This is a genomic window from Pseudomonas sp. PDM04, assembly GCF_014851765.1.
Taxonomy (GTDB): Bacteria; Pseudomonadota; Gammaproteobacteria; order Pseudomonadales; family Pseudomonadaceae; genus Aquipseudomonas.
Window position 1 is genome coordinate 690,018 of the sequence record NZ_JACVAI010000001.1, and the last position, 25,297, is coordinate 715,314.

Sequence of the window (25,297 nt, forward strand, 5' to 3'; positions counted from 1 at the left end):
TGCAGTATTACTTGCGGGCGGTGACCACGGTCGGCGCCATGGCGAGTGCGCGCTTGGCTTCGATGAAGGTCTTGCTCCAGTAGCTGTCGCCCAGGCTGTCGACCCGGACACCACCGCTCTTGCGGCTGCTGGAGTGGATGAACTGGTTGTCGCCCAGGTAGATCCCGGCGTGACTGACACGACCGCGACGACCGTTGGTAGCGAAGAACAGCAGGTCGCCCGGCTTGAGTGCGCTGCGGGACACCAGAGGCGCATCGACGTTGATCATTTCGCGAGTCGAACGGGGCAGGTTCATACCGGCCTCTTCACGAAACAGGTAACCGATGAAACCACTGCAATCGAAGCCGGCCTCGGAGGTGCCGCCGAAACGGTAACGAGTACCGATCAGGGACATGCCGCGCTCAAGGATGCTGTCCGCCAGCACTGGAAGCTGGTACGACTTGCCGTCGGCGAAGTTGGCCAGTTCCTTGTCGGTTTCCAGTTCTTGCTGGAAACGCTGGGACGAAGATTGTGCAGTGACCGAATTGTTGCTGACCTGCTGTTGTGGAGCCTGCTCGGACACTGGAGAGTGAGCAGCGCAACCGAACAGCAGGGTAACGAGTGCGAGAGGCACGAGGGGTGCGAAGCGCTTTAGCATGGGCACGACCGTGGCTGATAGTTGTAAAGAAGCCGAGACTATGCCCGCTATCAACCTCATTTGCAAATTCAATCGAAACTTTTGTGACTTTTCGTTTTCCCGTTAACATCTAAGCGCTTAAGCCCCATTTAGACGCTTGCGCAGCCTGTACCCCATAGGAATGCGGGTTTACTGGCGCCTGAAATATGCCGAAAGTCGCGGAAAACGGGGGTCTTACCAGCCCAGCGTCTCTTTCAGGAACGGGATGGTCAGCTTGCGCTGGGCTTGAAGGGAGGCTTGATCGAGCTGCTCGAGAAGGTCAAACAACGCACTCATGCTGCGAGTACCGCGGGTCAGGATGAAATGCCCGACTTCGTCGGTCAGGTGCAGGCCGCGGCGGGAAGCGCGCAACTGCAAGGCGCGCAATTTGTCTTCGTCAGACAGGGGGCGCATCTGGAAGATCAGGGCCAGGGTCAGGCGCGACTTGAGGTCGGCCAGCTTCACCGGCAACTCACGTGGAGAGGTCGATGCCGCGATCAGCAGCCGCCGTCCACTGTCACGCAGACGGTTGAACAGATGAAACAGCGCTTCTTCCCAATCCGCACGCCCGGCAACTGCCTGCAGATCGTCCAGACAGACCAGTTCGTATTGTTCGAGGTTGTCGAGGATTTCGACGCCGCGATCCAGCAGCTCGGCCAACGGCAGGTACACCGCCGGCTCCCCCATCTGTTCGAAGCGCAGGCAGGCCGCCTGCAACAGATGCGTGCGCCCTACCCCATGCTTGCCCCAAAGGTAAATCAGGCTTTCGGTCCAGCCGGCGTCGGCTTCGCAAAGTCGCTCGACATAGCCGAGTGCAGCGGCATTAGCGCCTGGGTAGTAGTTGATAAAGGTGGCGTCATCACGCAGACGCACACCTAGGGGCAGCTGAATCGGTTTCATGCTGACTGAACAGTTCCAAATGAACCGTTAGTGGCCTCTGTGTAAAGTTTGCGAAGTTTATACCCGTGACGCTGGCCGCACAATGCGACAGACCATAAGCAAAATCAAAGGTTTGCGTAATTGCGCCGCTTTGATGAACGCGTCGATGGCGGCGCATGTGACCGCAGCGCAGGGGATGGGGCCCCAGCCCGGCTGCGCACCGGGCCACCCCCAACCGATCATTGAAGGACGCTAGAGTTCAGGATCATCGACACCGCTGTACATATCCGAATCCTTGTACAAATCATGCACGTGGCGCACCAGCACCATGATCACGGCGGCCACCGGCAGCGCCAGCAGCACCCCGGTGAACCCGAACAGCTCGCCGCCAGCCAGGATGGCGAAGATCACCGCCACCGGGTGCAGGCCAATGCGATCCCCCACCAGCAACGGCGTGAGCACCATGCCCTCAAGCGCCTGCCCGACCATGAACACCGCGACGATGCCGATCATGGGATACAAATCGCCGCCAAACTGAAACAGGCCGGCAATTAGCGCCGCACCAATCCCGATGACAAACCCCATGTACGGCACAATGGCCGCCAGGCCGGCGATCAGCCCGATCAACAGCCCCAGCTCCAGCCCGACCAGCATCAGGCCGGCGGCATAGATCACCCCCAGCGCCACCATCACCAGCAACTGCCCGCGCACGAACGCACCCAGCACTTCATGGCATTCGCCCGCCAGGCTGACGACGCGCTCTTCGCGATCACGCGGCAACAGGCTGCGGATCTTGGCCATCATCAGGTCCCAGTCACGCAGCAGGTAGAAACTCACCACCGGGATCAGCACCAGGTTGGCCAGCCAACCGATCAACGCCAGGCTGGAAGCGGTCGCCTGGCTCAAGACCACGCCAACGATGTCGGTGGTCTGCCCCATGTGTTCGCTGATGGCGGACTTCACCTTGTCGAATTTCCAGAAGCCGTCCGACAGCCCGAACTTCGATTGCGCCCACGGCAGCGCGGTGTGCTGCAACCAGTCGAGCATCTGCGGTGCCAGCTCGTACAAGCGAAACAACTGCTTGGCGAGCATGGGCACCAGCACCAGCAGCAACGTGGTGAAGATCAGCGTAAACAGCGCAAACACCGCCACCACGCCCCAGGTTCGGGACAACCCGGCCTTTTCCAGCCGATCCACCAGCGGGTCGAACAGGTACGCCAGCAGCAGCGCCACCAGGAATGGCGTCAAAATCGGATGCAACAGCCAGATAAACGCGCAGAGCAGAACCACTCCACCCAACCAGAACCAACGCCGCGTATCGGCCATGTACCACTCCATCTGCATTTATATAAAGAAAGAAAACCTTACCAACGGAAACGCAACTGCGGCACCGGGGCCGGCGCAGGCGCCACGACAGGCGTCGCACCTTCGGCCGCAGGTTGCACAGGCGTCACCGGAGCCGGCGCAGGCGCCTCACCCGCCGCGACCTCCTGCAACTTCGCCAGTGACAACTGCGAGCGCAATTGCTCTGCACTGCCATTGACCCGGTACAGAATCCGGTCAGCATCGACATTCACCAGGCGCGCACCAAAGGGCTCCAGCAAACGCCCCAGCGTCGCGTAACGTTCCAGGCTCATGCCCTGCACTTCCAGCAACTGCTCGCCCGAAGCCCCCGGCTTGACCACAAACCGCGGCGCCAGCCGCTGATTGACCGCCAGCATCACCGCATCCGCCAAGACGGCCTGATCCGCGCCCTGGACACTGCCCGCCTCCTTCTGATCGCCCAGCCACAGGTGCCACTTGGCTTGCCACTGCCCACCCTCTTCACGGGCATGCACTGCCAGCAGGGCATCGGCGTTGTAACGATCCGATGCCTCGCGCAACGGGGCAGCATCCGTTCCTTCGAGATTCGGTGCTGTGGCGACCAGTTGCTCGCTCAGGTCCGCCAGCGGCAGACGCAGCGGCAACCCCCGGTGCTGAGCGGCACGCCGCAGCGGCTCGGCACTGGCCTGGCCATCGCCCACCAGGCTCGAACCTTCGGTTGAGTCATTCAACCACCAGGTCAGGATCGACGGCCGATTCGCCCCCCACAACGACAGCCCGGCGCGGCGCAGTGCCTGCCCGGTGCTGGCCGGGTCGAAATCGACCTTCAAGACTTCCGGTGGGCCGGCTTCGAAACCGTACTGACTGATGATCTGTTGCGGGTCTTTGCGGATGTCGGCCAGACCGGGACTCTGCACGGCCTTTGCATCGCCGGTCAGACGCAACACCAGGGTGTCGAGCGCGCGCTGGGTAGCCTGATCACGCTCATCGGGTGATTGGCTGGTTACGGGCTCGCGCACCTGATAAAGGCTTTTGACCGTTTCGGCATGACTCGCCAGGCTGACCAGGGACAGACAACCCACAAACAATGATCTGAAAAAACGCATGGAGGATTCCTGACGACGAGAGCGGCTGGAACTGGCCGCATGAAGACAATCGAGCAAAGCTGTGACCATCGCCCGACGCAAAACATTCACCCGTTGCGGTGATGTTTTTCGTACACCCAATACGATAGACGGTTAACAGCCCTACCTTATATAGCCAAGGACACGGGTATAGCGGTTTTTTTGTATCGATAGGCCCCTGCTGTCGGCCTGAGGATGGCCGCTGCTGCTCAAGCCTGATAAAATCGCGCGCCTTCGCAGACCGGCAACAGCCGGACCCCTGAAATCCGCGCAGGGCACATGCCCTTCGTTTTTTCGGCGGTCCCGTTGGACTCGGTCGTTACCCCCTGAATCCCCCCTAAAGGCCTGGATCATGAGCAAGCAACCCTCCCTGAGCTACAAGGACGCCGGTGTAGACATCGACGCCGGTGAAGCATTGGTCGAACGCATCAAGAGCGTCGCCAAGCGCACTGCGCGCCCGGAAGTCATGGGCGGCCTGGGCGGTTTTGGCGCCCTCTGCGAAATCCCGGCCGGCTACAGGCAGCCCGTGCTGGTTTCCGGCACCGACGGCGTGGGCACCAAGCTGCGCCTGGCACTGAACCTGAACAAGCACGACAGCATCGGCATCGACCTGGTCGCCATGTGCGTCAATGACCTGGTGGTCTGTGGTGCCGAGCCGCTGTTCTTCCTCGACTACTACGCCACCGGCAAACTGAACGTCGACACCGCCGCTCAGGTCGTGACCGGCATCGGCGCGGGCTGCGAACTGTCCGGCTGCTCCCTGGTCGGCGGCGAAACCGCTGAAATGCCTGGCATGTACGAAGGCGAAGACTACGACCTGGCCGGTTTCTGTGTCGGCGTCGTGGAAAAATCCGAAATCATCGACGGCTCCAAAGTGGCGGCTGGCGACGCCCTGCTCGCTCTGCCATCCTCCGGACCGCACTCCAACGGCTACTCGCTGATCCGCAAGATCATCGAAGTGTCCGGTGCCGAGATCGAAAACATCCAGCTCGACGGCAAACCGCTGACCGACCTGCTGATGGCGCCGACCCGCATCTACGTCAAGCCGCTGTTGAAGCTGATCAAGGAAACCGGCGCGGTCAAGGCCATGGCCCATATCACCGGCGGCGGCCTGCTGGACAACATCCCGCGCGTGCTGCCAAAAGGTGCTCAAGCCGTGGTCGACGTCGCGAGCTGGACCCGCCCAGCCGTCTTCGACTGGCTGCAGGAAAAAGGCAACGTCGACGAAAACGAAATGCACCGCGTGCTCAACTGCGGCGTCGGCATGGTGATCTGCGTTGCGCAGGAGCACGTTGAAAGCGCATTGAACGTACTGCGCGAAGCCGGCGAACAGCCATGGGTCATCGGCCAGATCTCCACCGCTGCCGAAGGCGCGGCTCAGGTTGAACTGAAGAACCTCAAGGCTCACTGATGTCCCAGACCTGTGATGTCGTGGTGCTGTTGTCCGGCACCGGCAGTAACTTGCAGGCCCTGATCGACAGCACGCGGACCGGCGACAGCCCGGTCCGCATCGCTGCGGTGATTTCCAACCGCGCCGACGCCTACGGCCTGCAACGCGCCAGGGACGCGGGTATCGCCACCCGCTCCCTGGATCACAAGGCATTCGACGGCCGCGAGGCCTTCGATGCCGCCCTGATCGAACTGATCGACGCCTTCAACCCCAAACTGGTCGTCCTGGCCGGTTTCATGCGCATCCTCAGTGCCGGTTTTGTCCGCCACTACACGGGCCGCCTGCTCAACATCCATCCCTCGCTGCTGCCCAAATACAAAGGGTTACACACCCATCAGCGCGCGCTGGAGGCCGGCGACACGGTGCACGGCTGTTCCGTGCACTTCGTCACCGAGGAACTCGATGGCGGACCACTGGTCGTACAGGCAGTAATACCGGTAGAGTTGCACGATTCGCCGCACAGTCTGGCGCAGCGAGTTCACACCCAGGAACACCTGGTCTACCCGATGGCCGTACGCTGGTTTGCCGAAGGTCGTTTATCGCTCGGTGAACAAGGTGCTTTACTGGACGGCCAGTTACTCGCGGCCAGCGGCCACTTGATTCAAACCTAGGAGATTTTATGCGTCGTGCCCTGCTGTTCGCCTGCGCCCTGCTCGCCCTGCCTTTCGCACAGGCCGCAGAGCTCCAACCTTTCTCCGCCAGCTACACCGCCGACTGGAAGCAACTGCCCATGAGCGGCACCGCCGAGCGCAGCCTGACCAAGGAAGCCAACGGTGTCTGGAAACTCAGTTTCAAGGCGTCGATGATGATCGCCAGCCTGTCCGAGGAAAGTACCCTGACCCTGGACAAGGACACCCTGCTGCCGCAGTCCTACCACTTTGAACGCGGCGGCCTGGGTAAAGCCAAGAAAGCCGACCTGGACTTCGACTGGACCGCCAAGAAGGTCACCGGCACCGACCGCGGCGATGCGGTCAACATCCCGCTCAACCGCGGCATGGTCGACAAATCCACCTACCAGCTGGCATTGCAGCATGACGTGGCCGCCGGCAAGAAAAGCATGAGTTATCAGGTGGTCGATGATGGCGAAGTCGATACCTATGACTTCCGCGTCCTGGGCTCGGAAAAGGTCGACACCAAGGCCGGCCAGATCGACGCGATCAAGGTCGAGCGCGTGCGCGACCCGACACAAAGCAAGCGCATCACCGTGTTGTGGTTCGCCAAGGATTGGGATTACCTGCTGGTTCGCCTGCAACAGGTCGAGACCGACGGCAAGGAGTACAACATCATGCTCCTCGACGGGAAGGTCAACGGCAAGACCGTCAAAGGCAACTGAGCCGCTCCACATGAAAAGCCCCGCCAATGCGGGGCTTTTTTTCGCCTCCTATCTCGCTCCTTCCCTGGAGAAAGCCTGACCCACAGACGCTGCATCAAGGCTGGGTGGCGATCCCGTATAACCACGCCGAGGGCGCGTCGGCGTGATACGCGGTAGTGATCCAACGTCCTCCTGACTGAAGAACGCTGTCCGCCGGGCCACCTGGGTGATACATGAAACCGGACCAACCGTAGCTGGCGTCTATGGTGCCATCGACAGTGAAACGTGTAGAGACCTGCTCCAGGTCCGGGCGCCCCGAATGGCCAGCAACGAGCAGCTTGCTATCGGCTTGTTCAGAAACGCAAACCCACCTGCCCAACAACTCAGGGGTCTCAACAGGCTGCCCGCCGTTAAATGCCTGATCCGGCTGTCCGTTCTGGTCGAGGCCAACGACCAAGGCACCGGCGTCGCCTGTACCACCAACGCAGCGCACGCTTCCATCCCCGCGCAGCAACATGTCACTGAACGAATAGGTAGCCCCTGGTCGGCCAGAGAAGGAAAAGCCCTGCTCACCATAACTCGTGTCCAGGTCGCCATTCTGGTTGATCCCGGCGACATAACCCTGGTTTGCCACGTCCCCGGCAACGAGTATGCGGCCTTGGCTCTGCACAGCCACTTGTGACACGTACAGCCTGCCGTAGGGATGAAACAACTGTGCGACACCCTCGACCCCGAAGCTTGAATCCAGATTGCCATCGGGCAGTAACCTGATCAGCAGCGTTCCGTTTCCGGTGCGCGAGGAGTACCCGCCGCACAGGAGTATCTTGCCGTCCGCCTGCAAACAACCCCGAATGCGCGTGATGCCGATCTGTGACTCGGGGAACACCTGGAGAACCCTGCGGCCGAATACCAGATCCGGGCTTCCACCCGGATTCAAACGCGTCACGGCAGGCTGGCCGACCTGTGAAGAATAGGAGGCCCCGATGACCACAATCTTCTTGTCAGCCTGAAGCAAGAGGCGCCAGACGCTTGACCCTCCCCCATCGTCGAACGTCCATTTCAGCCAGCCCTGATTGGCGAAGCTGCTGTCCAGGACGCCGTTCGCATCCACCCTGCACAGGCAAAACTCCATGCCCGCGTTCATTGCCACCGTCAACGAGTGGGTATCGGCAATCAGCGCAACGGCCTCGCCGGTAGAAGTGGGTACTTCGAATCGGCCGCCGAGTGCAAAGGAAGGATCCAGCTCACCGGCCACGTTGAGGCCTGCATCATGTTCACTCGCCATCGCTTCTCTCCTGTAAACCGGAAAAAAGAACAACTTCGCGCAGGCAAGTGCAGAGCAATGAAGGGAAAGACGCTTGGCCTGGAAAAGACTGCGTTCATGAGTTGCGATTCAATCACACCTCAAGTCGCATCACTACTGTCACAAATGACAGTCTAACCATGAGCATCGTCTTGCGCGCGTGCACCTGGCGTTACAGCGAGCGTGACGTTGGAGCACGTTCACTTCGCTGCATGGCGCGGCAGGATCGCGAGGAAATTGTCCCTCGCAACCTTTCTGGCCACGTCCTCAGGCAAGGCATCGAGAAACGGATCAAAGCCGTGTATCTCATTGCCGAGCTTGTTGAAGCGCCCGACCACATCCGAACCGATCATGAAACGCTCAGGAAAGCGCTCCACCAGCGCCAGCCACTCGGGCCGGGGCTTGCCCTGTTCATCCAGCAGATAGGGCGTCAGCAGGCTCCAGGACAGGTCGATAAACAGATTGGGATAGGCCTCCAGCATCCGCGTCAGGGTCGGCAGCAGGAAATCCAGCCGGGTCTGGTGCCGATGAATCTCCGCGCTGGTGCCCGCATGCGCCCAGATGAAACGGGTATGCGGATGGTTACGCAGCGGTTCTTCGATTTCCGGCAAGTACAACGGGTTTCGCTCACGCTTGGAGGTGATGTTCGAATGCACCATCACCGGCAGATCGTTTTCGGCGGCGAGGTGATAAATGCGTGTCATCGCCTCGTTGTTGGCCCGCGGTGTATCGCCGGAAGTCAACGCGGTCAGGTCGTCATGGCGGGTGAAGACTTCACCGATGCCCTGCCACAGGCCCGGGTTGAGATCGAGCATGCGCTGGATATGAGCGGCAGAGTTTTTGTCGTTGGGGTTGAAGCCCGAGAGGAACGGGTGGAAATACTGACGCTGCGGCGCGGGCAGTGAATTGACCGCCGCCGCGACAAGGGTGTCGGTCGCGCTGTACCAATAGGCGTCGGCGTCGTCGCCCGCGTAGTACCGAGGGCGCTTCGGCTCGTCCTCATGCCATTTCTTGGCCACCGGAATGCCGGAAATCATCACATGCTCGATGCGATTGTCCGCCATGGCCTTGAGCAATTTCGGCATGCCCGCCGTTTCCTGGAAAAAATCCACGTAATGCAGGTGCGCATCGCTGTAGGTATATTCGCGAGCTTCCGCGCACGCACTGCAAAACACCCACATCCAGGCGAGGCTCAAGCGGTTCAGGGGCACGGGCGATCTCCGAAGTCATGAACAGCGTAGACCCCGGCACGCGGCCCGGGGTTCACCAGCAAGAAAGTGGAACGCGTGACAGTGGGAATGCTCTATAACTGCAAGGTCTTTTTTTATCGAACGACTTTTCCTACCTGCGAGGTATTCCATGACTGTCACCGTCAATACCGTTTCCGCTGAAGGTTTTCGCCATAGCGTAGACATCGATGAGCACGAACTCTTTGCCGATGTACCGACCTCCGCCGGCGGAGAAGGCTCGGCGCCCGAGCCCCATGACTACTTCGACGCCGCGCTGGGCGCCTGCAAGGCCCTGACCCTGAAATTGTACGCAAAGAAAAAGGACATCCCGCTCACGGGGGTCACGGTCGAGGTCAAGCGTGACAACAGCGAGGAACTCAAAGGCCAGTACGCGCTGCACGTCAAACTGACCCTCAAGGGTGTCCTCACCGACGCCCAGCGTGACGAACTGCACCGCGTGGCCGATCGTTGCCCGATCCACAAACTGATGACCACCACCGACGTCAGCATCGAAACCCACCTGTCCGAAGGTGCGTTCAGCCAATAGCGGCAACCGCCGGGCAAGCGGGTTATGCTCCACGCGTCACCCGCTCAGCCTGGAACGCACCATGAACACTCCGCTCGTGATCCGCCCCCGTGCCGAAGATGTCGAAGGGCAACCGATTCTTCGCCCTTTGCCGTCAGCCAAATGCCGCAATGTCGGACCTTTCGTGTTTTTCGACCACATGCTCGAAACCCGCTATCCCGCCGGTAAAGGCATGAACATCCGTCAACATCCGCACATTGGCCTGTCGACCCTCACCTACCTGTTCGAAGGGGAAATCCAGCACAAGGACAGCCTCGGCTCCGACCAGGTGGTGCAAGCCGGTGATGTCAGCTGGATGACGGCCGGTAGCGCCATCGCCCATGTCGAACGTACGCCCGAGACCCTGAAAGCCCGCGGTTTCACCTTGCACGGCCTGCAGATCTGGCTGGCGTCCCCCAGGAATCATGAGCAGGGCCCCGGGCACTACAGCCATCACCCGGCCGCCACCCTGCCGGTCAGCGATAACCTTGGGGTGAAGATCCGCATGATCGCCGGCTCGGGCTTTTGCCTGGAGTCTCCGGTCCCGGTGCTTTCTCCTACGCTGTATGCCGAATTGAACCTGCAAACCTCAACGACTTTGTTGATTCCTACGGAACATGAAGAGCGAGCGCTGTATGTGCTCGATGGCGACGTGCAGCTTGATGACGAACCGGTAGAACCCCACTCGCTGGTGGTGTTGCCGCCGGGCAAGGAAATGACGCTGTTCGCCGAGAGCGACTGCCATGCGGTGCTGTTTGGCGGAGCGCCGCTGGATGGGCCGCGACGGATCAACTGGAATTTCGTGGCCAGCGATCCGGCGGCCATCGACGAAGCACGCCGGCGCTGGGCGGCCGGGGACTGGCCGACGGTGCCGGGGGAAGTCGAGCGGATCGAATTGCCCTGAGCTTTGTGCCGTCAGGCTCGCTCCCACGGTTGAATGCGCTCACCGTGAGAGCCAGCCTGCTCACGAAGGGGCATAAAAAAACCCGCCGAAGCGGGTTTTTTTGTACAACTCGATTAAGCCGTGAGTTCCATCAGCAGCTTGTTCAGACGGCGCACATACGCCGCTGGGTCCTCGAGGCTCTCGCCGCCGGCCAGAGCCGCCTGGTCGAACAGAATGCGCGACAGGTCGCCGAAGCGTTCGTCACTCTGCTCGTTGTCGAGCTTCTCGATCAGCGGGTGAGTCGGGTTGAATTCGAAGATCGGCTTGGAATCCGGAACCTTCTGCCCGCTGGCTTCGAGAATCTGGCGCATTTGCAGACCCAGGTCCTGCTCGCCGATGGCCAGGATCGCCGGGGAGTCGGTCAGGCGATGGGAAACCCGCACTTCGGCGACGGCATCGCCCAATGCAGTTTTCAGGCGCTCGACCAGACCTTCTTTGGACTTGGCGACTTCTTCCGCGGCTTTCTTGTCCTCTTCCGAGTCCAGGTTACCCAGATCAAGGTCACCGCGTGCCACGTCGACGAAGCTCTTGCCGTCGAAATCGCTGAGGTAGCTCATCAGCCACTCGTCGATGCGATCGGTCAGCAGCAGCACTTCGATGCCTTTCTTGGTGAAGACCTCCAGGTGCGAGCTGTCCTTGATGGTGCTGTAGGACTTGCCGGTCAGGTAGTAAATCTTGTCCTGACCTTCCTTGGCGCGGGCCAGGTAGTCGGCCAGGGACACGGTCTGTTCCTCGTTGCCGCTCTCGGTGGAGGCGAAACGCAGCAGGCCGGCGATTTTCTCCTTGTTGGCGAAATCTTCCGCCGGGCCTTCCTTCATGACCTGGCCGAAGTTCTTCCAGAAGCCCTTGTATTGCTCAGGCTCGTTCTTCGCCAGTTTTTCCAGCATGTCCAGTACGCGCTTGGTCAGCGCCGACTTCATCGAGTCGATGATCGGGTCTTTCTGCAGGATTTCTCGCGACACGTTCAGCGACAGGTCGTTGGAGTCGACCACGCCCTTGATGAAGCGCAGGTACAGCGGCAGGAACGACTCGGCCTGATCCATGACGAACACGCGCTGCACGTACAGCTTCAGGCCTTTCGGCGCTTCGCGCTGGTACAGGTCGAACGGCGCACGGGCCGGTACGTAAAGCAGCGAGCTGTACTCGAGCTTGCCTTCGACCTTGTTGTGGCTCCAGCTCAACGGATTTTCGTAATCGTGAGCGATGTGCTTGTAGAACTCCTGGTATTCCTCGTCCTTGATCTCGGTACGAGGACGGGTCCACAGGGCACTGGCGCGGTTGACGGTTTCCCATTCGACGGCCGGTTGCTCCTCGCCTTCGGTGGCGGCCACTTCTTTCGGCAGCTCGATCGGCAAGGCAATGTGGTCGGAGTACTTCTTGATAATGTTGCGCAGGCGCCAGCCGTCGGCGAACTCGTCTTCCCCGGACTTCAGGTGCAACACGATACGGGTGCCGCGCTCGGCCTTCTCGACGGTGGCGACTTCGAACTCGCCTTCGCCTTTCGACGACCAGTGCACGCCTTCACTGGCGGGCGCGCCGGCACGACGGCTGAACACGTCGACCTTATCGGCGACGATGAACGCCGAGTAGAAACCGACACCGAACTGACCGATCAGGTGCGAATCCTTTTTCTGGTCGCCCGACAGGTTTTTCATGAAATCGGCGGTGCCGGATTTGGCGATGGTCCCCAGGTGGGTGATCACATCGTCACGGCTCATGCCGATACCGTTGTCTTCGAGGGTGACGGTTTTCGCGTCCTTGTCGAAGCTCACGCGGATTTTCAGCTCGGCGCCACCTTCCAGCAACTCGGGCTTGGACAGGGCTTCGAAACGTAATTTGTCGACAGCGTCAGAGGCGTTCGAGATCAATTCGCGAAGGAAGATTTCCTTGTTGGAATACAACGAATGGATCATGAGGTGCAGCAGCTGCTTCACCTCGGTCTGGAAGCCCAGGGTTTCCTTTTGAGTTTCCACACTCATGGTCATCAAACTCCAATCAGATGGCAGTGGCCGCGACCCGGAGGGCCGGCGGCGGGTTGTCATCAAGGTGGGGGCTACGATGAGGATTTCAAGGGCTCGTCGACTTTGAAATGGGCGCGGGCCGTGGCGATGGGTTCGGCTTCGGTGCTTTGCCAGGCGGTCACGGCCACGTTGGCCACACGACGCCCCTGCCGGCAGACCTGGCAGCGGGCCCAGGTGTCGCGAAACTGCCCGGCACGCAGGTAATCCAGCGAAAAGTCGATGATTTTCGGGACCTCCGGCGAGCCCGTCAGAATCAGCAAATGCAAGGCCGCCGACAGCTCCATGAACCCGGCAATCACCCCGCCATGGATCGCCGGCAATAAAGGGTTACCAATGTTGTCCTTGTTCGCCGGCAGACGAAACAACAGGTCATCACCGACCCGCGAGCACTCGACACCGATCAATTGGGCGTAGGGAATCAGTTGCAGCAGTGCGGCGTATTCCCCTCTCTCATGGGCCTGTTGCAGGTGTTCCCGGAGATTCTCGATCATTTCCCGGCTCCCGCGATGGTGCCGCCCAGTCCCTTGGCGCCCTTGACGCCCTTGCCCATGCGCATGAACGTACCCACGACGTGGGCGATGGGCTGCTCGGGATCGTCCTGATAGGCAAACCCGCGGGCGAAGATCACATCCGTGGTCACCCGATAGCATTGGGCGAAGCCGTAGACATCTTTATGCGGCTCGGCGGCGTGCATGTAGTCGATGCGCAGGTCCAGGGTCGGGCACACCTCGAATTCAGGCAGCACGCAGAGTGTGGACATGCCGCAGGCAGTGTCCATCAACGACGTCAGTGCCCCGCCGTGGATGACGCCGGTCTGCGGATTTCCGACGATCTGCGGACTGTACGGCAGAATCACGGTGAGTCCTTCATTGCTGGCATTGTGCACACGCAGCCCAAGCACCTGACAGTGTCGCAGCGCCGACAGGAATCGCGTTGCACGCTCAAAAACGGGGCTTTCGGCCATATCGCAAGAACTCTTCTTAATAAGCAGACATTGCACTGGACGTGTACGGTAAAAGTTCCCCGCAACGACAAACTTATATATCTGAACACTTTGAGGAACTTAAGCAGGATGGCCGCGTTCGAAAGGCCAGTAGATGATTTCCATAAGGAGAAACACCCCATGCGTAAGACTTTAGCTATTGCCTTGATGTTGACCGCTTCCCTCGGTCTCGCTGCCTGCGATAAAAAATCCGAGGACAAAGCTCAAGATGCCAACCAACACGCCGAGCAAGCTCAGGAAAAAATGAACGAGGCTCAGGATAAAGTGAACGAAGCAGCGAAAGAAAACGCCGAAGCTGCCAAAGATCAGGCTGAATCGAACGAAGCCGCTGCAAAAGAAGCGCCTAAAAACTAAAATAGTTTTCAGCGTGAAAAGAAAACCCGCCAACTGCGGGTTTTCTTTTATCTGTCATTGGCTCCGTTAGAGCAAAACAGTTCTAAAAGTCGGACTAATCATCAACAGTAACGAACACACTAACCCGATCAGCCACACCAGACTTCGCTGCCAGGCGAGATCACGCCAATAGCACAGCAAGTACAAGACGCGCGCAATCACGAAGATGATCGCCAGTGAATCAATCAGCCATCCCGCCGTCTGCGTGGTATGGGCCATCAATACCCCCACCGCAAACAATATGAATGCCTCGATACTGTTCTGATGCGCCGCCACTGCTCGGGCACCGAATCCGCTGAGTTGTGCCTGTTGCTGGCGTGGCAGGTGATTGTCATAACCCCCCTGCTCTTTCATGGCCTTGGTCACCGGCATACGGGCGACGTAGATCAGCAGGGCACTGATGAACACGCACCAGAATGGAATACTCATCAAGCGGCCTCTTTGTTGGCTTCAGGCAACGGCGCCTCTGTAGGGGTATAGACCATCACGTCGAGCACGTCGGAATGAAATTCCCGGCGATAGAGCACCAGTACCACGCCGGCGCTCATCAGCATGAACAGCCACGGGCTGATGAACCAGGCGAGCATGGTCATGCCGAAGTAGTAGGAACGCAGGCCGAAGTTGAACTGGTTGGCGGCCATCGAGATCACTCGTGCCGCCCGGGCGGCGAAGGCCTTGCGCTCCTGCTCGGAGACGTGACGCTCGCCGACCATCGGGGCCGAGCCCACCAGGATCGCGGCGAAGTTGTACTGGCGCATGCACCAGCTGAAGGTGAAGAACGCATAGACGAATACCAGCGCCAGGCACAGCAACTTGATTTCCGACATGCCCTGGGAGGCCTGCTGCACCATCGGGATATCGGCCAGCAACGACACCGCCCTTTCCGACGCCCCCAGCACTGTCAGGATACCGGCCAGGATAATCAGGGTACTGGAGGCGAAGAACGACGCGTTGCGCTCCAGATTGCCAATCACGCTGGCATCGGCAATGCGGTTGTCGCGCAGGAGCATCCGGCGCATCCAGTCTTCACGGTACAGGTGCAGCACACTGGCCAGGCACGCGGTGTCGCGGCCCTTCCATGTCGCATAACGGGTGTAGCCACCCCAGCAGACGACGAACCAGGCGGCGGCGATAATGTGGATCAGGTTGGCTTGGATGAACGACATGCAGGTCCTTGTGATGTGTAGATGGCGTACATGATCCCTTTGGGAGCGGGCTTGCTCGCGAAGAGGGTCTGCGGGCAACCGGTGTATTGAATGTTATGCCCCCTTCGCGAGCAAGCCCGCTCCCATACTTGACCGGTGCCGGGCATGAAATTCAACCCAAAAAAATGCCCCGCATCGATCGATGCGGGGCATTTGTTTTACGGCGTGCCCGTCATGACGGGAGCTGACGCTTAAGCCATTGCTTCGGCGCGCTTGCCCAGCAGGCGGTCGCAAGCGACGGCGACCACCAGGGTCATGACCGACGGCACCAGCCAGGCCAGCCCCTGCTCGCTCAGCGGCAGGTTCGCCAGCTGCGCCGGCATCCAGTCAGCCAGGCCCGCGCCCTTGAGGGCATCGACCAGGCCGAAGAGGAACGACACCAGCATGACCGGACCGACAATACGCCCCTGCTCATGCCAGAAGTCCTTGCAGAAGCTCAGGGCGACCAGCGCGATGCACGGTGGGTAGATCGCAGTCAGTACCGGGATCGAGAACGCAATCAGCTTGGTGAGGCCCAGGTTGGACACCAGCAGGGAAAATGCGGCCAGGATAACGACCAGTGTCTTGTACGACAGAGGCAGGACGCGACTGAAGTACTCGGCGCAGGCACAGGTCAGGCCAACGGCGGTGACCAGGCACGCCAATGAGATCAGCACCGCGAGGAAACCGCTGCCCAGCGAACCGAAGGTGTGCTGCACATAAGCATGCAGTACGGCTGCGCCATTGGTCGCGCCGGCTGCCACTTCATGGCTGCCCGAACCGAGACGGAACAGGCTGACGTACACCAGTGCCAGGCCGACACCGGCGATCAGGCCGGCAATCACCGCGTAACGGGTGATCAACACAGGGGACTCGACGCCACGGGAGCGGATGGCATTGACGATGACAATGCCGAACACCAGCGCACCCAGTGTATCCATGGTCAGGTAGCCGTTGATGAACCCCTGGGAAAACGGCGCCGCCACATACTCGGGCGTGGCCACGCCGATGTCACCGGCGGGCAACGCAAACGCGGCGATGCCGAGAATGGCCAGGGCAATGATCTTCAGGGGTGCGAGGAAACGCCCGACGGTGTCCAGCAGGCGACCGGGATAGAGCGAGATGAAGAACACCAGCAGGAAGTACACCGCGCTATAGAGGAACAGTGCCAGTGGGCTCTCGCCGGTCAGCGGCGCCAGGCCGACCTCGAAAGACACGGTCGCGGTGCGTGGCGTTGCGAACAACGGGCCGACGGCGAGGTAGCAAGCTGCCGCGAGCAACCCACCGGCTATCTTGCCGATCGGACTGCTCAGGGCATCCATAGCCCCACCGACCTTGGCCAGGGCCACGACGGTGATCACCGGCAGACCGACGGCGGTGATCAGAAAGCCCAGCGCCGCCATCCAGACATGAGGTCCGGACTGCAAACCGACGATGGGCGGGAAGATGATGTTGCCAGCCCCGACAAACAGGGCAAACGTCATGAAACCAAGCGCCAGGATGTCCTGGCCTTTCAACACTTTCATTAAGGAAACCACACTACTGAATCGGAATTTAGAGAGGGATTTCCCTATGGGTGAGGGAAATGCTGTCGGTCCGTATGGGACCGACCCGTTTGGCGTACAGCGGCCTTGTGGGCTGCGGACGCTAAAATGGCGGCTAGCCTAACGAATTTGGGCGAATAACGCACTGTTAGAGGGCGAACATTCCGATCTGCGACATCTTTGTGTCGCGTTTTAGTATGTAAAAAGTCTTTGCTTGACCGTTCGCTATCGCGAGCAGGCGCGCTCCCACCCTGGAACTGCCAGCGAACGCGGGAGCAGGTCTGTAACACAAGAACGACAAAGGCCACCCGAAGGTGGCCTTTGTTGGATGAAGCGTCAGTTAAGCGCGAGGCTTACTTGACAGCCCAACCGGTCAGCTCGGCCAGTGCCTTGCCGATGTCTGCCAGCGAACGCACGGTTTTTACGCCTGCGTCTTGCAGAGCAGCGAATTTCTCGTCTGCAGTGCCTTTGCCGCCAGAGATGATTGCGCCAGCATGGCCCATGCGCTTGCCCGGAGGAGCAGTCACACCTGCGATGTAGGAAACAACCGGCTTGGTCACGTGTGCCTTGATGTAGGCAGCCGCTTCTTCTTCAGCCGAACCGCCGATCTCGCCGATCATGACGATCGCTTCGGTCTTCGGGTCTTCCTGGAACAGCTTCAGGATGTCGATGAAGTTCGAACCCGGGATCGGGTCACCGCCGATGCCGACGCAGGTCGACTGACCGAAACCGGCGTCAGTGGTCTGCTTCACAGCTTCGTAGGTCAGGGTGCCGGAACGGGAAACGATACCGACCTTGCCTGGCAAGTGAATGTGACCTGGCATGATGCCAATCTTGCATTCGCCTGGAGTGATCACGCCTGGGCAGTTAGGGCCGATCAGGGTAACACCCAGCTCGTCGCACTTGACCTTGGCATCCAGCATGTCCAGGGTAGGAATGCCTTCGGTGATGCAGACGATCAGCTTGATGCCGCCGAAAGCAGCTTCCAGGATCGAGTCCTTGCAGAAAGGAGCCGGAACGTAGATCACGCTGGCGGTGGCGCCAGTGGCAGCTACGGCGTCTTTCACGGTGTTGAACACTGGCAGGCCCAGGTGCTCGGTGCCGCCTTTGCCCGGCGTTACACCGCCGACCATCTGGGTGCCGTACTCGATGGCTTGCTGGGTGTGGAAGCTACCTTGCGAACCGGTGATACCCTGGCAGATGACTTTGGTGTCTTTATTGATCAGGACGCTCATTACTTGCCCTCCGCAGCTTTAACGACTTGTTGAGCAGCGTCGGTCAGGCTGGTAGCAGCGATGATGTTCAAACCGCTTTCTGCCAGTACTTTAGCGCCCAGTTCAGCGTTGTTGCCTTCAAGACGAACAACAACCGGGATTTTCACGCCGACTTCTTTCACTGCACCGATGATGCCTTCGGCAATCATGTCGCAACGAACGATGCCGCCGAAGATGTTAACCAGTACTGCAGCGACGTTGGTGTCGGACAGAATGATCTTGAATGCTTCGGTAACGCGTTCTTTGGTAGCACCGCCGCCCACGTCGAGGAAGTTGGCTGGCTTGCCGCCATGCAGGTTGACGATGTCCATGGTACCCATGGCCAGGCCAGCACCGTTGACCATGCAACCGATGTTGCCTTCCAGCGCTACGTAGTTCAGTTCGAACTTGGCAGCGTGCGCTTCGCGCGGATCGTCCTGCGACGGATCGTGGAAAGTCTTCAGCTTAGGCTGACGGTACATGGCGTTGGCGTCGATGTTGATCTTGGCGTCCAGGCAATGCAGATCGCCGTCAGCCTTGATCACCAGCGGGTTCACTTCCAGCAGGGCCAGATCGTGATCCTGGAACAGTTTGGCCAGACCTACGAAGATCTTGGCGAACTGGGCAACTTGCTTGCCTTCCAGGCCCAGTTGGAATGCCAGCTCGCGACCCTGGAATGGCTGAGCGCCAACCAGTGGATCGATAGTGGCCTTGAGAATTTTTTCTGGAGTGTCGTGAGCGATTTTTTCGATGTCCACGCCACCTTCGGTGGAAGCCATGAACACGATGCGACGGCTCGAACGGTCAACGACAGCGCCCAGGTACAGCTCTTTAGCGATATCAGTGCACGATTCAACCAGGATCTTGGTGACAGGCTGACCATTGGCGTCAGTCTGGTAAGTCACCAGACGCTTGCCCAGCCACTGCTGTGCGAAGGCTTTGGCGTCTTCTTTGTTGCGAACCAGCTTGACGCCGCCCGCTTTACCGCGACCACCGGCGTGAACCTGGGCTTTGACAACCCATTCGCTGCCGCCGATTTTGTCGCAAGCTTCTGCTGCTGCTTCCGGGGTGTCTACCGCGTAACCGGTGGATACTGGCAGGCCGTACTCAGCGAACAGCTGCTTACCCTGATACTCGTGAAGATTCATGCTTATTACCGTCTTCGTTAGGTACTGCGCATTCGGTGCTGCACTCGATCGAGTGCCGCACCACCTGTGACTGCTGCTTGCGTAGCCGGGCTACGCAAGACTGCGTCCAGCGGATATTCCGCGGTGAGTCTTGCACGCAAGGCTCACGACGGGCCATACCGCCGTGGTTTCTTATTGTCTCTTCGGACAGGTGAAAACTGCTGCGCTAGGAAATCCTTGGTTAAAAACAGACTCGAAATGATCACTGACTGACGTCAACTCCGCTTCCTCGCCTGTTTTTGCCTTGTCTTTCCGTCGCTCGCTACGTTTTCACAGAGTCCTCAACGCTTCTTGCGGTTGGCGATGTGGATGGCGCCGCCATTCACAGCCAAAGCTGCTTCGTGCAAGGCCTCGGACAGGGTCGGATGGGAGAAAACCATCATGCCCAGGTCTTCAGCGCTGGTGCCGAATTCCATCGCGATCGCGCCTTGCTGAACCAGTTCTGCAGCGCTTGGGCCAATCACGTGGACGCCCAATACACGGTCAGTCTTGGCATCGGCGATGACCTTGACGAAACCACCGGTATCGTTGGCGGCCATGGCGCGGCCGGAGGCTGCGAACGGGAAGCTGCCGACGTTAACTTCTACGCCTTCAGCTTTCAAGGCCTGTTCGGTTTTACCGACCCATGCGATTTCCGGGTGAGTATAAATAACCGAAGGGATCAGGTCATAGTTCATCTGGGCTTTGTGGCCCTTGATGCGCTCGACGACCATGATGCCCTCTTCCGAGGCCTTGTGCGCCAGCATCATGCCGCGAACCACGTCACCGATGGCGAAAACGCCCGGTACGCTGGTCGCGCAGTGGTCGTCGACGAACACGAAACCACGCTCGTCGATGTTCACGCCACTGTCGGCAGCCAACAGATCAGTGGTCACTGGACGGCGACCAACGGCTACGATCAGCTTGTCAAAAGTAATGGTCTGTTCGCCATTGGCGTCGGTGTAATTCACCACGACTTCTTCGCCGTTCACTTTCGAACCGGTCACGCGAGCGCCCAGCTTGATGTCCAGGCCCTGTTTGGTCAGGGTTTTCAGCGCTTCCTTGGAAACGGCGGTGTCCGCCGCCATCAGGAAGGTGTCCAGGGCTTCCAGGACAGTCACTTCTGCACCCAGACGCGACCATACCGAACCCAGTTCCAGGCCGATGACGCCGGCGCCGATCACACCCAGGCGCTTAGGCACGGTCTGGAATTCCAGGGCACCGGTGGAATCAACGATGACTTTTTGGTCAACAGGCGCCGGCGGAATGTCGATCGGACGGGAACCGGAGGCCAGGATCACGTTCTCGGCTTCGATGACTTCAACAGAACCGTCAGGCTTGGTGACTTCGACTTTCTTGCCGGCCAGCAGCTTGCCGTGGCCCTGGATCGAAGTGACGCCATTGGCCTTGAACAGGGTGGCAACACCGCCGGTCAGGTTCTTGACGATACCGGCCTTGCGGCCAACCATCGCAGCGACGTCCATTTTGACTTCGCCCGTGGAGATACCGTGGACATTGAAGCTTTCTTTCGCTTCCTTGTATTTCCACGAGCTGTCCAGCAGCGCCTTGGATGGAATGCAGCCGACGTTCAGGCAGGTGCCGCCCAGGGCCAGTTTGCCCTCGCCATCGGTGTATTTCTCGATGCAGGCAGTGGAGAGACCCAACTGCGCGGCCTTGATGGCGGCCACGTAGCCGCCAGGGCCCGCACCAATCACTACTACGTCAAATTTCTGCGACATTCAAAAAATCCTCTTTAGCGAAAAGCTTCAAGCCACAGGCTGCAAGCCAGGCTGCCGTTTCAGGCAGCTCGACGCTTGCAGCCCGTGGCTGCTTCTATCAGATATCCAGCAACAGACGAGCCGGATCTTCCAGCAGGTTCTTGATGGTCACCAGGAAGGTTACAGCTTCTTTGCCATCGATCAGACGGTGATCGTAGGACAGCGCCAGGTACATCATCGGACGGATAACGACCTGGCCGTTGATTGCCATAGGACGCTGGATGATGTTGTGCATGCCCAGAATCGCAGCCTGCGGCGGGTTGACGATCGGAGTCGACATCATCGAACCGAAGGTACCACCGTTGGTGATGGTGAACGTACCACCGGTCATCTCTTCCATCGACAGTTTGCCGTCACGGGCTTTCTTGCCGAAAGTCGCGATGCCGCCTTCGATTTCAGCCAGGCTCATCAGTTCGGCGTTACGCAGAACCGGTACCACCAGGCCACGATCGCTGGACACGGCAACACCGATGTCGGCGTAGCCGTGGTAAACGATGTCGGCACCGTCGATCGAGGCGTTCACGGCCGGGAAGCGTTTCAGCGCTTCGGTGGCGGCTTTCACGAAGAACGACATGAAGCCCAGGCGCACGCCATTGTGGGACTTCTCGAACAGGTCCTTGTACTTCGAACGCAGGGCCATGACTTCGGTCATGTCGACTTCGTTGAAAGTGGTCAGCATCGCCATGTTCGATTGAGCTTCAACCAGACGCTCGGCAACCTTGGCACGCAGGCGGGTCATTGGAACGCGTTTTTCAACGCGATCACCGGCAGCGAAGACCGGAGCAGCAGCGGCAGGTGCGGCAGCCTTGGCAGGCGCGGCGGCTGGAGCGGCCTTCTTGGCGGCAACGGCTGCAACCACGTCTTCCTTGGTCACGCGACCGCCTTTGCCGGTGCCGGCAACGGAAGCGATGTTGATGCCGTTTTCTTCAGCCAACTTGCGAGCAGCCGGTGCAGCGACAGGATCGTCTTCGCCTTCGGCAGCAGGAGCGGCTGCCTGGGCAGCGGCCGGTGCGGCAGCGGCGGCAGGAGCAGCGGCAGCCGCGCCACCTTCAACGATCGAGCCCAGCACTTCGTCGGACAGAACGGTGTCGCCTTCGTTCTTGACGATTGCGCCCAGCACGCCGTCAGCAGTCGCCAACACTTCCAGTACGACCTTGTCGGTTTCGATGTCGACGATCAGTTCGTCGCGCTTGACGGCGTCGCCCGGTTGCTTGTGCCAGGTGGCAACGGTGCCATCGGCAACCGATTCCGGGAAAGTGGGGGCTTTGATCTCGATAGCCATTATCTGTGGTTCCTTAAATTCGGTTTCAGGTGCGCGAAGGCGTTAAACAGTAAAGGCAGCTTGCAGCAATTGTTCCTGCTGCTCGGCGTGCATCGATGCGTAACCGCATGCCGGTGCAGCAGAAGCCTCGCGGCCCGCGTACTCGAGTACGAGAGACTTGTTGAGGTTGCTGATGCTGCGACGCATGTGGTGTTGGCTGCAGTACCAGGCACCCTGGTTCATCGGCTCTTCCTGGCACCAAACGGCATTCTTGACGTTGGTGTAAGGAGCCAGGACTTCTTTCAAGTCGTCCTCAGGGAATGGGTACAGCTGCTCGATACGCACGATGGCGATATCGTCACGGCCTTCGGCACGGCGTTTTTCCAGCAGGTCGTAGTAGACCTTGCCGCTACACAGAACAACGCGCTCGACCTTTTTCGGGTCCAGGGCATCGATTTCCGGGATAACGGTCTGGAACGAACCTTCGGCCAGATCTTCCAGGGTCGAGATGGCCAGCTTGTGACGCAGCAGCGACTTCGGAGTCAGGACGACCAGTGGCTTGCGCAGCGGGCGAATCACCTGACGGCGCAGCAAGTGGTAGATCTGAGCCGGGGTCGTCGGCATGCACACCTGAATGTTGTGCTCGGCGCACAGCTGCAGGTAACGCTCCAGACGAGCCGAGGAGTGCTCCGGCCCCTGACCTTCATAACCGTGCGGCAGCAGCATGGTCAGACCGCACAGACGGCCCCACTTGTGCTCGCCACTGGTGATGAACTGGTCGATGACCACCTGGGCACCGTTGGCGAAGTCGCCGAACTGGGCTTCCCAGATAACCAGGGCGTTCGGCGTGGTAGTCGAGTAACCGTACTCGAATGCCAGTACCGCTTCTTCGGACAGGAACGAGTCGTACAGGTCGAAACGTGGCTGGCCGTTGTACAGGTTTTGCAGCGGGATGTAGGTGCCCGCGTCTTTCTGGTTGTGCAAGACAGCGTGACGGTGCGAGAACGTACCGCGACCGATGTCCTGACCCGTCATGCGGATCGGGTGCCCTTCGAATGCCAGGGTCGCGTACGCCATGGTTTCGGCATAACCCCAGTTGATCGGCAGGCCGCCGGCTTGCATCTTCTGACGGTCTTCGTAGATCTTGGCAACCTGGCGCTGGACGACGAAGCCTTCTGGAATTTCCAGCAGCTTGGCGGACAGTTCCTGCAAGGTCTTGAGGTCGAAGCGAGTGTCGTGACGCGCAGTCCAGGCGTGGCCCAGATACGGACGCCAGTCCACGAACAGCTCTTTGTTCGGCTCCTTGACCAGGCTTTTCACCACGTGCAGACCGTTGTCCAGCGCGTTGCGGTATTCGTCTACCTTCGCCTGTACACGTTCTGCGTCCAGCACACCGGCCTGGGTCAGACGATCGGCATACAGCTCACGGGTAGTGCGCTGTTTGGTGATCTGCTGATACATCAGAGGCTGGGTACCGCTTGGCTCGTCGGCCTCGTTGTGGCCGCGACGACGGTAGCAGACCAGGTCGATCACGACGTCACGCTTGAACTGCATGCGGTAATCGATGGCCAGCTGGGTCACGAACAATACCGCTTCCGGATCATCGCCATTCACATGGAGGATCGGGGCCTGGATCATTTTCGCAACGTCGGTCGCGTACTCGGTGGAACGCGAGTCCAGCGGGTTGCTGATGGTGAAACCGACCTGGTTGTTGATCACGATGTGCACAGTGCCGCCGGTCTTGAAACCACGGGTCTGGGACATCTGGAAGGTTTCCATGACCACGCCCTGACCTGCGAAGGCAGCGTCACCGTGGATGGAAATCGGCAGAACCTTCTCACCGGTCGGGTCGTTACGACGATCCTGACGGGCGCGAACCGAACCTTCGACCACTGGAGAAACGATTTCCAGGTGGGACGGGTTGAATGCCATCGCCAGGTGGACTTCACCACCGGTGGTCATGACGTTGGACGAGAAGCCCTGGTGATATTTAACGTCACCGGAACCCAGCTCGACCTTCTTCTTGCCTTCGAACTCGTCGAACAGCTCGCGCGGGTTCTTGCCGAAGGTGTTGACCAGCACGTTCAGACGACCACGGTGGGCCATGCCGATGACGATTTCCTTGGTGCCGTAGGAACCGGAACGCTGGATCAGTTCGTCGAGCATCGGAATCAGGCTTTCGCCGCCTTCCAGACCGAAACGCTTGGTGCCCGGGTATTTGGTGCCCAGGTATTTCTCAAGGCCTTCACCGGCGGTGACGCGCTCAAGCAGGTGGCTCTTGATGTCCGCGGAGTACGTTGGACGGCCACGTACGCTTTCCAGACGCTGCTGGAACCACTGGCGCTGCTCGGAATCGGTGATGTGCGTAAATTCAGCGCCGATGGTGCGGCAATATGTCTGCTGCAACGCTTCGTGAATTTCGCGTAGGCTCGCCTCCTCTTTGCCGATGAACAGGTCGCCGGCACGGAAGGTCGTATCAAGATCGGCATTGGTCAAGCCGTAGTGATTGATCGACAGGTCTGCTGGTGCAGGACGCTGCCACAGCCCCAGCGGGTCAAGCTGGGCTGCCTGGTGGCCACGCATACGGTAGGCCTGGATCAATCGCAGCACTTCAACTTGCTTCTTCTCGTGCTCACTGCTCACGCTCCCGGCGGAAACCGGTTGGGCGCGGCGCTGGTTCTTTGCCAGCAAGACGAAATGATCGCGAATTGTCGAGTGCGAAACATCGGTGGCAGAGTTGCCTTCGGTCGGCAACTTCTGAAAGTAGGTGCGCCACTCTTCTGGCACAGCGTTAGGGTCGTGCAGGTAGAGCTCATAAAGCTCTTCCACATAGGCAGCGTTACCTCCGGAAAGGTAGGCGCTGTTCCACATGCGCTGCATCACGCTTTCTTGCATGCTTGGTCACCCTCGG

Annotated in this window: 23 protein-coding genes; 6 read left to right on the forward strand and 17 right to left on the reverse strand. The window is 59.7% G+C overall.

Annotated elements, in window-relative coordinates; translation table 11 throughout:
* Nucleotides 1–7 precede the first annotated feature (7 nt).
* From IB249_RS03165 to IB249_RS03180, 4 genes are all read right to left on the reverse strand, one after another.
* On the reverse strand, nucleotides 8–637 hold the full coding sequence (locus IB249_RS03165) for a C40 family peptidase (protein WP_192302052.1): 630 nt from the start codon (nucleotides 635–637) through the stop codon (nucleotides 8–10).
* 213 nt (nucleotides 638–850) lie between these two features.
* Nucleotides 851–1,555 (reverse strand): DnaA regulatory inactivator Hda, encoded by a 705-nt coding sequence (hda, locus tag IB249_RS03170; protein WP_192302053.1) that lies wholly within the window; start codon nucleotides 1,553–1,555, stop codon nucleotides 851–853.
* Between the two features lie 231 nt (nucleotides 1,556–1,786).
* Complete coding sequence (locus IB249_RS03175; protein ID WP_192302054.1) at nucleotides 1,787–2,860, reverse strand: AI-2E family transporter; 1,074 nt, start codon at nucleotides 2,858–2,860, stop codon at nucleotides 1,787–1,789.
* A 38-nt stretch (nucleotides 2,861–2,898) separates the two neighbouring features.
* Nucleotides 2,899–3,963 (reverse strand): DUF2066 domain-containing protein, encoded by a 1,065-nt coding sequence (locus IB249_RS03180; protein WP_192302055.1) that lies wholly within the window; start codon nucleotides 3,961–3,963, stop codon nucleotides 2,899–2,901.
* Between the two features lie 370 nt (nucleotides 3,964–4,333).
* Here IB249_RS03180 and purM point away from each other — a divergent pair, with 370 nt between their 5' ends.
* From purM to IB249_RS03195, 3 genes are read left to right on the forward strand one after another with little or no spacing between them, the layout of a single operon-like run.
* Complete coding sequence (purM, locus tag IB249_RS03185; RefSeq protein ID WP_192302056.1) at nucleotides 4,334–5,392, forward strand: phosphoribosylformylglycinamidine cyclo-ligase; 1,059 nt, start codon at nucleotides 4,334–4,336, stop codon at nucleotides 5,390–5,392.
* On the forward strand, nucleotides 5,392–6,042 hold the full coding sequence (gene purN / locus IB249_RS03190) for a phosphoribosylglycinamide formyltransferase (RefSeq protein ID WP_192302057.1): 651 nt from the start codon (nucleotides 5,392–5,394) through the stop codon (nucleotides 6,040–6,042). Before purM ends, purN begins: the two co-directional genes overlap by 1 nt.
* An 8-nt stretch (nucleotides 6,043–6,050) precedes the next feature.
* The gene (locus IB249_RS03195; protein WP_192302058.1) at nucleotides 6,051–6,764 is read left to right on the forward strand and encodes a DUF3108 domain-containing protein; all 714 of its coding nucleotides are present in this window, start codon (nucleotides 6,051–6,053) and stop codon (nucleotides 6,762–6,764) included.
* A gap of 94 nt (nucleotides 6,765–6,858) precedes the next feature.
* Here the strand turns inward: IB249_RS03195 and IB249_RS03200 are convergent, their stop codons facing one another.
* Both IB249_RS03200 and IB249_RS03205 read right to left on the reverse strand, forming a co-directional pair.
* Nucleotides 6,859–8,028: a hypothetical protein gene (locus IB249_RS03200; RefSeq protein WP_192302059.1), complete on the reverse strand. Its 1,170-nt coding sequence runs from the start codon at nucleotides 8,026–8,028 to the stop codon at nucleotides 6,859–6,861.
* A 218-nt stretch (nucleotides 8,029–8,246) separates the two neighbouring features.
* A complete protein-coding gene (locus IB249_RS03205; RefSeq protein ID WP_192302830.1) occupies nucleotides 8,247–9,227 on the reverse strand; it encodes an amidohydrolase family protein in 981 nt (326 codons plus the stop codon).
* Between the two features lie 178 nt (nucleotides 9,228–9,405).
* Between IB249_RS03205 and IB249_RS03210 the strand changes: the two genes are divergently transcribed.
* Together IB249_RS03210 and IB249_RS03215 are read left to right on the forward strand one after the other, a co-directional pair.
* Nucleotides 9,406–9,822 carry an OsmC family protein gene (locus IB249_RS03210; RefSeq protein ID WP_192302060.1) on the forward strand — a complete coding sequence of 139 codons (417 nt, stop codon included), beginning with the start codon at nucleotides 9,406–9,408 and terminating at the stop codon, nucleotides 9,820–9,822.
* Between the two features lie 61 nt (nucleotides 9,823–9,883).
* Nucleotides 9,884–10,744: a pirin family protein gene (locus tag IB249_RS03215; protein ID WP_192302061.1), complete on the forward strand. Its 861-nt coding sequence runs from the start codon at nucleotides 9,884–9,886 to the stop codon at nucleotides 10,742–10,744.
* 113 nt (nucleotides 10,745–10,857) lie between these two features.
* Here the strand turns inward: IB249_RS03215 and htpG are convergent, their stop codons facing one another.
* The 3 genes from htpG to IB249_RS03230 all read right to left on the reverse strand — a co-directional run bounded on the left by htpG (nucleotide 10,858) and on the right by IB249_RS03230 (nucleotide 13,768).
* Nucleotides 10,858–12,762 (reverse strand): molecular chaperone HtpG, encoded by a 1,905-nt coding sequence (gene htpG, locus IB249_RS03220; protein ID WP_192302062.1) that lies wholly within the window; start codon nucleotides 12,760–12,762, stop codon nucleotides 10,858–10,860.
* 74 nt (nucleotides 12,763–12,836) lie between these two features.
* Nucleotides 12,837–13,295 (reverse strand): PaaI family thioesterase, encoded by a 459-nt coding sequence (locus IB249_RS03225; RefSeq protein WP_192302063.1) that lies wholly within the window; start codon nucleotides 13,293–13,295, stop codon nucleotides 12,837–12,839.
* The gene (locus IB249_RS03230; RefSeq protein ID WP_192302064.1) at nucleotides 13,292–13,768 is read right to left on the reverse strand and encodes a PaaI family thioesterase; all 477 of its coding nucleotides are present in this window, start codon (nucleotides 13,766–13,768) and stop codon (nucleotides 13,292–13,294) included. The genes IB249_RS03225 and IB249_RS03230 overlap by 4 nt, the downstream gene beginning before the upstream one ends.
* A gap of 159 nt (nucleotides 13,769–13,927) precedes the next feature.
* Here IB249_RS03230 and IB249_RS03235 point away from each other — a divergent pair, with 159 nt between their 5' ends.
* Nucleotides 13,928–14,161 (forward strand): hypothetical protein, encoded by a 234-nt coding sequence (locus IB249_RS03235; RefSeq protein ID WP_192302065.1) that lies wholly within the window; start codon nucleotides 13,928–13,930, stop codon nucleotides 14,159–14,161.
* Between the two features lie 66 nt (nucleotides 14,162–14,227).
* Here the strand turns inward: IB249_RS03235 and IB249_RS03240 are convergent, their stop codons facing one another.
* The 8 genes from IB249_RS03240 to IB249_RS03275 form a co-directional block, all read right to left on the reverse strand.
* Nucleotides 14,228–14,629 (reverse strand): MAPEG family protein, encoded by a 402-nt coding sequence (locus tag IB249_RS03240; protein ID WP_192302066.1) that lies wholly within the window; start codon nucleotides 14,627–14,629, stop codon nucleotides 14,228–14,230.
* Entirely contained in the window at nucleotides 14,629–15,366 is a 738-nt protein-coding gene (locus tag IB249_RS03245) for a DUF599 domain-containing protein (protein ID WP_192302067.1), read from the reverse strand. The genes IB249_RS03240 and IB249_RS03245 overlap by 1 nt, the downstream gene beginning before the upstream one ends.
* Nucleotides 15,367–15,596: 230 nt before the next feature.
* Nucleotides 15,597–16,910, reverse strand: a complete 1,314-nt coding sequence (gene brnQ / locus IB249_RS03250) for a branched-chain amino acid transport system II carrier protein (protein WP_192302068.1) — start codon at nucleotides 16,908–16,910, stop codon at nucleotides 15,597–15,599.
* 371 nt (nucleotides 16,911–17,281) lie between these two features.
* A complete protein-coding gene (gene sucD, locus IB249_RS03255; protein ID WP_068587916.1) occupies nucleotides 17,282–18,163 on the reverse strand; it encodes a succinate--CoA ligase subunit alpha in 882 nt (293 codons plus the stop codon).
* Nucleotides 18,163–19,329: an ADP-forming succinate--CoA ligase subunit beta gene (gene sucC, locus IB249_RS03260; protein ID WP_003223015.1), complete on the reverse strand. Its 1,167-nt coding sequence runs from the start codon at nucleotides 19,327–19,329 to the stop codon at nucleotides 18,163–18,165. Before sucC ends, sucD begins: the two co-directional genes overlap by 1 nt.
* A gap of 320 nt (nucleotides 19,330–19,649) precedes the next feature.
* On the reverse strand, nucleotides 19,650–21,086 hold the full coding sequence (gene lpdA / locus IB249_RS03265) for a dihydrolipoyl dehydrogenase (RefSeq protein WP_192302069.1): 1,437 nt from the start codon (nucleotides 21,084–21,086) through the stop codon (nucleotides 19,650–19,652).
* Between the two features lie 97 nt (nucleotides 21,087–21,183).
* Complete coding sequence (gene odhB, locus IB249_RS03270; protein ID WP_192302070.1) at nucleotides 21,184–22,407, reverse strand: 2-oxoglutarate dehydrogenase complex dihydrolipoyllysine-residue succinyltransferase; 1,224 nt, start codon at nucleotides 22,405–22,407, stop codon at nucleotides 21,184–21,186.
* A gap of 42 nt (nucleotides 22,408–22,449) precedes the next feature.
* Complete coding sequence (locus IB249_RS03275) at nucleotides 22,450–25,281, reverse strand: 2-oxoglutarate dehydrogenase E1 component (RefSeq protein WP_192302071.1); 2,832 nt, start codon at nucleotides 25,279–25,281, stop codon at nucleotides 22,450–22,452.
* Between the last annotated feature and the right edge of the window lie 16 nt (nucleotides 25,282–25,297).